Origin of the sequence: Nostoc sp., assembly GCF_036919555.1 — a bacterium.
In the GTDB taxonomy this organism is placed as follows: domain Bacteria; phylum Cyanobacteriota; class Cyanobacteriia; order Cyanobacteriales; family Nostocaceae; genus Nostoc.
The window spans coordinates 90,929-101,566 of record NZ_JBALCS010000109.1 but is presented as its reverse complement, the minus strand read 5'-3'; the positions used below and the strand labels follow the sequence as shown (position 1 = coordinate 101,566).

Genomic DNA, 10,638 nt, shown 5'->3' with positions numbered 1-10,638 from the left:
CTATTGCCCCCTGCTTGTCTCCCAAATCAGAATGGGCATTTCCCCGATTGATGTAGGCATCGGCATGGTTAGGATTAATACGCAAAGCTTGGTTGCAATCATCTATCGCCCCTTGGTTGTCTCCCAAATCAGAATGGGCAGATCCCCGGTTACTGTAGGCATCGGCATGGTTAGGATTAATACGCAAAGCTTGGTTGTAATCGTCTATTGCTCCCTGCTTGTCTCCCAACTTATAACGTGCAGCTCCCCGGTTGCAGTAGGCATCGGCATAGTAAGGATTAATAAGCAAAGCTTGGTTGTAATCATCTATCGCCCCTTGGTTGTCTCCCAAGTTATAACGGGTAACTCCTGAGTTGATGTAGGCATCGGCATTTTTATCTTTGTAAAAGGTGTGTTTTTTAGAAAATATAGGAAATATATCAATACCAAGTTTTGTGGCCCGATCGCACCAATAACACTTACCATAAGTTTGGCTGTAGTAATGGCTGTCTACCTTTCCACAGATAGTTAACTCATTAACAGCAAGTCTGAGCGCCTTTACCCAATCCCTAGCAGTTGGGCGCAAATTAGAATTTTTATAACCATCATTAAAACATCTCAAAAAACATCGCTGAACCTCTGGGTGAACAATCTCAAGAGGAATTGTGCTATCTATAGCTTGAATCAAACTATTTGGTGCATACAGCCATAAACCCCGACGGATAAGTTCATTAGTTTCTGGCATTTCACCCGCGCCTATCCAGTTTCCCTTAAAAAGAGTTTGACTACTAAACAACAACTGATAGATAATCACTGCTAACCGAAAGCGATCGTGTACTTCTGTTTGATCAATGCTAGAAAAATCTTGATCAATCAGTTCCGGTGGTGTATAATCTGGTGAACCAACTGGACAACGATAAATATTGCCATTTTCCGGATTCCGAACCTGAAAAGAATCAGTATCAATAATTGAAGGTAAGGCGCGATCGTTTACAAGAATATTTTGCTGCTTGATATCACCCAAAACATAGCCAGAAATGTGAATTGCTTCAATAATTGAGGCGATATTCAGCGCCGTAGTGTGGAGAAAACGCCAATCAACATCAAGTTTTGAATCCTTTCTTTTCTTGGGGTTGTATACATCAATAAGTACTTTTGCTTCCTTAATTTCCGGCATCAAAAAACCGACACAATCACCCTGAGCATCTTTCAGTACCGACTTAGGCCAAGCAAAAGAAATATGATTTAGGTGAAAGTTTGGCTCTTTGGGTCGGTGCGCTATCATCACAGCCAACTTTTGCACTTGCTCAGGAGTTTGCGAGTGGTAAATTTTTGCTAAGTAACCATTGTGATTAGTTCGCCAAACCTTACCTTCACCACTATTAGCTATCGGTTCACCCAGCAGAGTAATCGATTTTCCCGTACTAGCACAGGTGAGAACTGTCATCGAATTTTACTCTCTATCAAATAAGCACAAAAGTAAGGTTTTATCATCATCAGTGCGAGAATTTAGCCGTTCAGAGTTGAGGAATTCCGTTAGATATTTATCCTCCTTTGGATCAACACTTTCATGCAAATATTCCTCTAAAGGTTTAAAGAAAGGTGAGAAAGGTTCCCAGTCACTCAAGCGAATTGCTACTTTTTCTAGTCCATCAGTGGAAACACAAATAAACTCTTGTTTTTCAGAAATAACCTTTACAGGTATATCTTTTACTGCATTTGTTGAGGTGATAAAAGTTGTTTCATTCACAAACTCACCTTTATCGGGCTGAAACAACAGTTTATATTCTGAGTCGTGTGAACGCATTACAATAAATCCATCCCCGATTTGCATAGCTGCAACCCAGTCAGGAGTTGCCACGAAAACCAACAACGTACAAGCTAAATCATTGACAGAATAACCTCCTTCGTCCGCTTGATTATGTAACTTTCCAATAGCTATTTTCACAATCTTCGTAAACAGTTTCTCAGCTTCTTCTTGGGACAGTGGTTGAGAAAAACCTTCCTCTGATTCTTCTTCATTCTGAGGAGATTCATGAATATCAGAAAAGCATTTGAGTACCGTTTCTACTGCCAACTTAGCACCAATATCCGAATATTTAGCACTACCAGCACCATCAGCAACCGCACCTACAATAATCACATCATTAAAGATGAGATAACGCCCATAGTCTTGACAAGGTATCTCCTGGTTTTGATGACTTGTTCCGATCGCACAATCCCCAGCAACTTTCCAATTCACAAAATTTCCCCTAAGTAGTAATTTGACCCCATCCCACAGCCGGTAAAGCTACAGCCTGTCCCACTTTGCCACTAGAAACCCGTTTCATCGAAGCAGAAAGCCAGACAAACAACTCACGAAAATCCAAGCCTTTTAGCATAATTGGTGGACGTTCAGGAGGGGAAATTTGTTTGAGGATATTCATATCAGCATCCTGTACACCAACTGCAAAAAATGACAGTCGGCTTTGTGCTTCTGCTTCTCTCAATCTTTGCGCGGCTGATTGCCAGGAGTCTGTTGGCACTCCGTCTGTAATCAAAAACACCCAAGGGCGATAATAATGGATACCGTTGTCTTTATAAGTCTGTTTGCGGGTTTCTAAAAAATCTAAAGCATACTCAATCGCCGCACCCATTGGGGTAAGACCACCTACTTCCAATATAGGCGGTGTAAATTGGTCAATCGTCACAAAGTCTTGCACCACTTGAACTATGGGGCCAAATGTGATTATTGCCACTTCTACACTCAGCGATGCTTGGGAATCTTTTTGTACATCTTCTTTGAAAGCTGCAAGTCCTCGATTTAACTCTTGGATAGGCTGACCTGACATAGAGCCAGAAGTATCAAGTAAGAGAATTACAGGGCAACGATTTTCTGGATTTTCAACGAATTCAGGCATTCCGGCAGACATTCGATGCTCCTAAATTGAATCAACTGGTCTGAGAGATAAATCACTTACATTTTCAGCTATAAAACACACTTTTGCAGTAGTATTTATACGTATAAATACTACTGCCTATTTGCCTGATTTAAAGCGTTTGTGCTTTTTACCTGATAAGTAGTCGGATAGAATTAATTACACGTAAATATTTTTGTCCAGCTAGTTATAGCGCCTCTTAGTTGAGTCCAATACAGACCTAACCCCCAGCCCCTTCCCTACTAGCGTTGGGGAGTAAGATTCAAAGCCTCTCTCCTTTTAAAAGAGAGGTTTGGAGAGACGTCAGACTGTCTCTTCGAGACGCTATGCGATCGCAAAACTACATAATTCGGTAAAATTGGGTAAAGCAATTTTTGCGCTTGTTAAATAAAGGCATCAGCAAACCCATGCAACTGAAACTCAGTGCATCTCAACTTCCCTTCGCCCCCCTCCTGTTAATTGCCCCCTTTTTCCTATGGGGGACGGCAATGGTAGCCATGAAAGGAGTGATACCCCACACCACACCCCTATTCATGGCGGGAGTGCGTTTGATACCAGCAGGGGTGTTAATTCTGATTGCAGCAGCATTCATGGGTAAACCCCAGCCCAAGGGTTGGGCCGCATGGCTGTGGATTGCTTTATTTGCTCTAGTAGATGGGACGCTGTTTCAAGGCTTTTTGGCAGAGGGATTAGTCAGAACCAGTGCAGGGTTAGGGTCTGTGATGATTGACTCACAACCCTTAGCTGTTGCCTTGCTGTCGTTGTGGCTATTCCAAGAACACATTGGTTTTTGGGGATGGCTAGGGTTAGGACTAGGAATCACAGGTATTAGTTTAATTGGTTTACCTGATGAGTGGATTTTACATTTTTTCGACTCAGGCACAAATATTACAATTGGCAACTGGCAAGATTTGTTTGCTAGTGGCGAGTGGTTAATGCTGTTAGCAGCCCTATCAATGGCAGTGGGAACAGTGTTGATAAGGTTTGTGTGCCGACACGCTGACCCAGTAAGCGCTACGGGATGGCACATGATTTTGGGTGGATTGCCATTATGGGGAATTTCATCAGTTGTTGAATCCCAGCAGTGGGAGAATCTAGGAACATCTGATTTAGTGGCTTTGAGTTATGCCACTGTATTTGGCAGTGCGATCGCCTACGGATTATTCTTCTACTTTGCCTCTAGTGGCAGTCTCACCAGCCTTAGTTCCCTCACCTTCCTTACACCCATATTTGCACTACTATTCGGCAATCTGTTTCTCTCAGAAGTCCTCAGTCCGTTGCAGTGGGTCGGTGTTTTCCTCACTTTAATCAGCATCTATCTGATTAACCAACGTGATACTTTAGCAGGACAAAACGATACAGTTACCGTCGGCGAAATAGCTAACATCCCACAACCACTTTTAGAAGCATCTGCGAAAAAATTGAACCCCATAACCCTAGCAGTCAGAGAATCTGAACCAGAAATTTTGCTATAAGCAATAATATTATGTCCGCTTGATTGCTTATTAAACCCGAAGAACCCCACCCCGCCAAAGCTATGCTTTCTCTCCCTGCCCCTAATCCCCAGAGGGGACCCCGAGTTACCCGCTGGCGGGGCGGGGATTAAGGGGAGCCAGCGCTCAGAGGGGTCTCCCCAAGTGGAGCATCTGGCGTGTGGGGTGCAATGACTATGGGAATCACAACTAATTACCGGGACATGATATAAGTCTCTTCTCTACGAGACGCTGCACTTCGGCAAGGCTCTGTTACCACACGAACAATTTTGAATTTTGAATTTTGAATTTTGAATTGTTATTGTGGTATCGAAGACTTCAAAAGCACGTTCAGGCTGAAACTTGCAATATGAGGCTACGCCCTTCCTTAATCTTGATATTTACCTGTTTTTCTTGCCTGGGTTTTTACCCAAATCGCGCAAGTACAGCCACACCTAACCTAGCACCTGAAATTTTAGAACTTGCACAAGCTAGTTCGACAGTAACTGCTAGTCCGGCTGTTTTGATGCCCGGTAGTCAAGGGTCAGATGTGCAGAAACTACAAACTCTATTAAAGCAGTTGGGATACTACAGTGGCGTGGTAGATGGACAGTACAACGCTAGTACGGAAATCGCTGTAGCTAAATTCCAGAAAGCAAAGGGTTTAAAAGTAGATGGCATTACGGGTCTGGCGACTATGGGGAAACTCCAAGCAGCTTTGGCAGCCAAAAATCAAATTATCACCTCTCGAATATTCACCTCTCCTGCTGCCACTTCCAAACCAACTACAACACCCAAGCCAACCGAGAGAGGTTTTGTCTGGTGGTTAATATTTGCCATCGGAGTTCTAGGAAGTATTGGCGCACTTGTTTACCTGCTGAGGTGGTTTCGTCAGGTCAAACAAGTGGAAAAGTCCGAAATATCAAATACTAAAAGCTTGAGTGAAGCTAAGATAGACCCGATGATACCACTCTTACCAGAGACTGTAACTAGTCCACAAACAGCTACGCCACCATTAGCGACACAATTACTGCTACCAGAAAAAACTTCTCGACTGGTTAAACTCAATATCGTTGACGAATTAATTCAAGAATTACGTAGTTCTGACCCAACAAAGCGACGCAAGGCTATTTGGGATTTGGGTCAGCAGGGAGATTCGCGGGCAATTCAGCCAATGGTTGACGTGATGATTGATGCTGATTCTCAAGAAAGCAGTTTAATTTTGGCAGCTTTGGCAGAAATTGGCACTCGCACACTCAAACCGATGAATCGTGCTTTAGCAATTTCAATCCAAGATGAAAGTCCACAAGTACGACAAAATGCGATCCGTGACCTGACGCGTGTTTATGATATGATGGGTCAAATGAGTCAGATGTTGCGCCATGCACTAGAAGACCCAGATGCCGAAGTGCAAGCAACAGCACGATATGCTTTAACTCAGATGAATCGAATGCGTGGCTTGCCGGAACAACAGAGTCTACCGGAAGATTCACACAACGATTCACAAGAATAAGTGTGACATACTCCACACACTCCCCTTCGGGTGAGTGTAAGCTCTCTCAGTGACTCTTCTATGAAGACATTAACTGAGCTTTAAAGCCCTGTGCCCCAGGGTCTTTGGTTTTATGAAGGTTTTGTTTTTTATAGGCTGCATTTCTGCATTTAATTGGTTTACACCTACGTTCAAATACTACCATAAATAATCAATATTTTGTTCGTTTCGTCGCTATGCAAATACTTGTTTTCGCTTGCTCAAAACACTTGGGACCATGCAACTCAACTCACTCGAAATTCATGAGGCAGCGCGGTCTTGGGGGTTTCCCCTATGAGCGACTGCCATCTCATCACCTCCCTACCGGGTAGGTGAGAGGCAACTTTAAAGTTTCAGTTAAAAATATTTCAACTGGATTTGGATATTGATGTCCGGGCCTACCACTAAAAATGCTGCTTCGCTAAATTTGGGCGCTCTTGTGCGAATTTCTGGGTTGCTGGAAAATCCAAAGCCTTCCTTTGGTATACCAAAAATATTACTATTGAGAGTGTAGTCATTATTTTCATCGTGAAAAACAGCAACCGTATAAATACCTGCTTTCAAGTTCTGAAAGCTAATGATTAAGGGAGTGTCAGTAATCTTGGTACACTACTTTTGTAAGACGCGATCGCGATCGCTAGGAAATCCTTCACTGCTTGCAAATATACTGGCACAGACTTGTCCTTCTTTATTCTTCAAGCCATCAATTTCTATGGTGAGTTGACCGTTAAAATTTGCCTTGGCACTAAATGACCATACCAGATTTCCCAGAATTGCCAATAGCAATATACTAACTCTCAATCCTTTAACCATAAAATTTTCACAAAATAAAATAAGTTTTGCTCAAATAAAGCAACGCAGATTTCTAATATCTATCCTGAGATGTCTATTGGTCGAGGTATTTACAGAACAATTATCACTCAGTTAAATCTGATTGTAAGTATAAACACACAGGCGATCGCTATCTGACAGCAGAATTCAAGTATTTGAACCACATATGTCGTCAGGGCACAGCAATGCTGTGCCCCTACCGCGTGGTCTATTTACCTGAAAATAGCTGTAATTGATCAGGTGCAGCAGTTGAGCAAAGACACTCCGCTTACCTCTTATCTACTCCCTCGAATCCTAAAACCTCAGAAAATACCTCTTCGCTTGCGCCTAAGTTCTCTAGTATTCCAGTAGCAAATGCGACAGGGCGAATATAGTACAGCAGTAGAGAGCAAATATAGGGCATATTTATAATAGTAAACATGGCGTGATCTTTTTCAACATGACACACCACACTAGTTATAATTTCCTATAAGTTGAAAAAACTCTTAAGATTTAGCGTAATAATTACGCTTCTCTCACACCGACTAGCTGACAACCACATTAGGAGGACTATCTATGGCGCTTGTACCACTGCGGCTGCTGTTGGATCACGCAGCTGAAAACGGTTATGGCATCCCAGCTTTCAACGTTAACAATTTGGAGCAGATTCAGGCGATCCTGAAGGCTGCTGTCGAGACAGATAGCCCTGTAATTTTGCAAGCTTCTCGTGGCGCTCGTGCTTATGCTGGAGAAAACTTCCTACGCCACCTAATTTTGGCAGCAGTAGAAACCTATCCTCAGATTCCCATTGTCATGCACCAAGATCATGGGAATGCGCCTGCTACCTGCTACTCAGCAATTAAGAACAACTTCACCAGCGTGATGATGGATGGTTCTTTAGAAGCTGATGCTAAGACCCCCGCTAGCTTCGAGTACAACGTCAATGTTACCCGCGAAGTTGTAAATGTAGCTCATGCTCTGGGTGTGAGCGTTGAAGGTGAACTCGGTTGTTTGGGTTCTCTAGAAACTGGTGCTGGTGAAGCTGAAGATGGTCATGGGTTTGAAGGTACACTCGACCACTCCCAACTCTTAACTGACCCCGATGAAGCTGTTGACTTCGTAGAAGCAACCCAAGTAGATGCTTTGGCTGTTGCCATTGGCACAAGCCACGGTGCTTACAAGTTTACCCGCAAGCCGACAGGGGAAATTTTGGCAATCAGCCGCATTGAAGAAATTCACCGCCGTTTGCCCAACACCCACTTGGTAATGCATGGTTCTTCTTCTGTACCTGAAGATTTACTGGCCATAATTAACCAGTATGGTGGTGCAATCCCTGAAACATATGGCGTACCTGTAGAAGAAATCCAAAAAGGTATTAAGAGTGGTGTACGTAAAGTAAACATCGACACCGACAACCGTTTGGCAATTACTGCTGCTGTACGTGAAGCTTTAGCTAAAAAACCAGAGGAGTTTGACCCCCGTCACTTCCTCAAGCCTTCCATTACATATATGCAGAAGGTTTGTGCTGAACGCTATCAGCAATTTGGTACGGCTGGCAATGCAAGCAAGATCAAGCAAGTTTCTTTGGAAGATTTTGCTGCTAAGTATGCTAAGGGTGAACTCAACGTTGTTAGCAAAGCTGCTGCTAAAGTTTAATTTTGACAACAAATAAATAGGGGCATAGTGCTGCTTATTGGTGTCAACTTAAGCAAAAACTCCTTTAAAACCTCGTTTCCAGCCTCTGGCTGGAAATGCTCTTCAATTGCGGCTCTGCCGCAAGTCTTGAGGCGGTAGCCCTCACATTAGGCATTCCCAGTCGGAGACTCGTGACGAGACAATCTCTAATATCATGTCCGCTTGATTACTTATTAAACCCGAAGAACCCCAAAGAGCCAAAGCTATGCTTTGTCTCCCCTCCCGAAGAGCTCTTAGGGGGTGGGGTTCTTTTATTATGGGTAATTTGGCGGACAATCTCTAAAAGCTTTTTTAGGCAGGTTTTTACCTTAAGTTGACATCAATGACTCCTGCTATGCTCCTAAAAAGCTGAAGATTTTAATGTTGTCAAAAACCGGGTAGTTTACCCGGTTTTTTGTTTTATTCTGTTAATCAGCATTGGGCATTAGTTATTTCCCTCCTGCTCCCTCATCCCCAGCGCCTAGAATACCCGATGTTGTAAGGAGGGCATTTGACGGCGAACTTGTTCAAGCCTAGTGGGGTTGATTTGGGCGATCGCAATTCCCGGTTTTTCCCCAGCATCGGCTAAAATTACGCCCCAAGGGTCGATAATAACGGCGTGTCCGTGGGTTAGACGGCGGGCGTAGTTATTGCCTGTTTGGGCAGGAGCAATGACGTAGGCGGTATTTTCGATGGCTCTGGCTTGTAGTAGTACTTGCCAGTGATCTTTGCCCGTAAAGGCGGTAAAGGCGGCGGGAATAAAGATAACATCAGCTCCCTTATCTGCCAGATGACGATACAGTTCAGGGAAGCGGACATCATAACAAATAGAAAGTCCTAAATTGCCAAGTTTTTCTGAGAAATAAACGGGGGGTAATTGCGTACCAGCCACAACGGTGCTGGATTCCCGATAGGTGTTGCCGTCGGGGACATCAACATCAAATAGGTGTACTTTATAGTAGCGGGCCAGTTCTTGACCGTTTGGGTCGATGAGTAGAGTGGTGTTATAAACTTTGCCTGTATTGTCTACCGGAAGTGGAAAGCTGCCGCCCAAGATCGTAATTTGAAAGCGTTGAGCCATTTTTTTAAGAAATTTTTCACTTTCAAGAGCGATCGCATCGCCTTGCGCGAGTTTGTCTTTTTCTTCTCCCATATAAGAAAAGTTTTCTGGTAAACTTACCAATTGGGCGCCTTGACGCACGGCAAGCTCGATTAATTCTTCTGCCTGTGCCAAATTTTTGTGTAGATCGGGCACACTGGTCAATTGAATAGCGGCGGCTAAATAAGACTTCATAGATTCAACAACGAACAGTTGATTTATGGAAGATAGATTATCAAATATATCGCTACTTCAACATCTGTGGTAGTTAATTAGAAATGCGTCAGCGTCTGGTAGAGAAGCGACGTGACTCAGCTTTTGGGTTTTCTGTTGGCGATGCTATAGCGGTAGAAATTGGTAGTGCGGGAATTAGGGAGTTGTTTTTGAGGTAGAAAACTCCTAAAAATATTCGGAAATTGTATACAAAGGTAAACAAGCTTGAGAAACGAGAAATTCGCGCCTCTCAAACTTGTTTATAAAAATTAACTTAAAGTTAGAACAAAATGGATAACTCAAGAGCATTTTATTGCCGATTGAGTTTCAAAGATACTTTTCGAGAGTGGAAGCTAATGTACTTTTAGGCACAGCACCTACCACCATATCCACTTTTTGTCCACCCTTAAAAATCATTAATGTAGGAATGCTGCGGATGCCGTACTGGCTAGCAACCTGAGGATTTTCATCTGTGTTGACTTTTACAACCTTGATTTGACCTTCGTACTGTTGGGAGATTTCATCGACAACAGGAGCTACCATACGGCATGGTCCGCACCAGGGTGCCCAAAAGTCAACTAAAACAGGTACATCGCTGTCGAGTACTTCTTGCTTGAAACTAGAATCGGTAACTTGTGCGGCTGTTGACATGCCTAAAACCTTCGCCAATAATATCTGAGCTTGGTGAAAATTCTACCATAGCAAAAACTTCGGCTCGGAAGTAGAGGATGTATATTTGCAAAGAAGCTCTAGAATTTATTTATAAACATAAGGAACCGCCCGAACAGTAGTCCGGGCGGAGTGTGGTGTGAGGAGTGAACGGAAACATGCGTCTCCGCTATCTCTATTGTAGGCGACATATCGGATTTTTCCAGCAATTGTTTAGGGGGCTGGAAAAATTTATTCAAGGATTAGGAGTGGGCATTGGGCACTGGGCATTGG

Annotated in this window: 8 protein-coding genes and 1 pseudogene; 3 read left to right on the top strand and 6 right to left on the bottom strand. The window is 43.3% G+C overall.

Going from position 1 to position 10,638, the window contains the following annotated elements; translation table 11 throughout:
• From V7K36_RS30625 to V7K36_RS30615, 3 genes are all read right to left on the bottom strand, one after another.
• The coding region (locus V7K36_RS30625) for a tetratricopeptide repeat protein (RefSeq protein ID WP_335121435.1) at positions 1-1,426 on the bottom strand (1,426 nt) is incomplete at its 3' end.
• Between the two features lie 6 nt (positions 1,427-1,432).
• Complete coding sequence (locus V7K36_RS30620; RefSeq protein ID WP_335121433.1) at positions 1,433-2,221, bottom strand: PP2C family serine/threonine-protein phosphatase; 789 nt, start codon at positions 2,219-2,221, stop codon at positions 1,433-1,435.
• Positions 2,222-2,231: 10 nt separating this feature from the next.
• Positions 2,232-2,891, bottom strand: a complete 660-nt coding sequence (locus V7K36_RS30615; RefSeq protein ID WP_335121431.1) for a vWA domain-containing protein — start codon at positions 2,889-2,891, stop codon at positions 2,232-2,234.
• A 413-nt stretch (positions 2,892-3,304) separates the two neighbouring features.
• On the opposite strand from V7K36_RS30615, the gene V7K36_RS30610 reads away from it, so the two are divergent.
• Together V7K36_RS30610 and V7K36_RS30605 are read left to right on the top strand one after the other, a co-directional pair.
• Positions 3,305-4,372 carry a DMT family transporter gene (locus V7K36_RS30610; RefSeq protein ID WP_335121429.1) on the top strand — a complete coding sequence of 356 codons (1,068 nt, stop codon included), beginning with the start codon at positions 3,305-3,307 and terminating at the stop codon, positions 4,370-4,372.
• Between the two features lie 367 nt (positions 4,373-4,739).
• Positions 4,740-5,882 carry a peptidoglycan-binding protein gene (locus V7K36_RS30605; protein ID WP_335121447.1) on the top strand — a complete coding sequence of 381 codons (1,143 nt, stop codon included), beginning with the start codon at positions 4,740-4,742 and terminating at the stop codon, positions 5,880-5,882.
• Between the two features lie 375 nt (positions 5,883-6,257).
• On the opposite strand, the pseudogene V7K36_RS30600 reads toward V7K36_RS30605, so the two are convergent.
• Positions 6,258-6,713 (bottom strand): annotated as a pseudogene (locus V7K36_RS30600) (DUF2141 domain-containing protein).
• Between the two features lie 573 nt (positions 6,714-7,286).
• Here V7K36_RS30600 and fba point away from each other — a divergent pair.
• A complete protein-coding gene (gene fba, locus V7K36_RS30595; RefSeq protein ID WP_334824096.1) occupies positions 7,287-8,366 on the top strand; it encodes a class II fructose-bisphosphate aldolase in 1,080 nt (359 codons plus the stop codon).
• A 499-nt stretch (positions 8,367-8,865) separates the two neighbouring features.
• Here the strand turns inward: fba and V7K36_RS30590 are convergent, their stop codons facing one another.
• On the bottom strand, positions 8,866-9,678 hold the full coding sequence (locus tag V7K36_RS30590) for a carbon-nitrogen hydrolase family protein (RefSeq protein ID WP_335121427.1): 813 nt from the start codon (positions 9,676-9,678) through the stop codon (positions 8,866-8,868).
• A 345-nt stretch (positions 9,679-10,023) separates the two neighbouring features.
• On the bottom strand, positions 10,024-10,347 hold the full coding sequence (gene trxA, locus V7K36_RS30585) for a thioredoxin (RefSeq protein WP_334824090.1): 324 nt from the start codon (positions 10,345-10,347) through the stop codon (positions 10,024-10,026).
• Positions 10,348-10,638: the final 291 nt, after the last annotated feature.

Bases quoted from the DNA above. Each gene is read 5' to 3' on its own strand.
- V7K36_RS30615 (WP_335121431.1), bottom strand. From the start codon at position 2,891: ATGTCTGCCGGAATGCCTGAATTCGTTGAAAATCCAGAAAATCGTTGC.
- V7K36_RS30610 (WP_335121429.1), top strand. From the start codon at position 3,305: ATGCAACTGAAACTCAGTGCATCTCAACTTCCCTTCGCCCCCCTCCTG.
- V7K36_RS30605 (WP_335121447.1), top strand. From the start codon at position 4,740: ATGAGGCTACGCCCTTCCTTAATCTTGATATTTACCTGTTTTTCTTGC.
- fba (WP_334824096.1), top strand. From the start codon at position 7,287: ATGGCGCTTGTACCACTGCGGCTGCTGTTGGATCACGCAGCTGAAAAC.
- V7K36_RS30590 (WP_335121427.1), bottom strand. From the start codon at position 9,678: ATGAAGTCTTATTTAGCCGCCGCTATTCAATTGACCAGTGTGCCCGAT.
- trxA (WP_334824090.1), bottom strand. From the start codon at position 10,347: ATGTCAACAGCCGCACAAGTTACCGATTCTAGTTTCAAGCAAGAAGTA.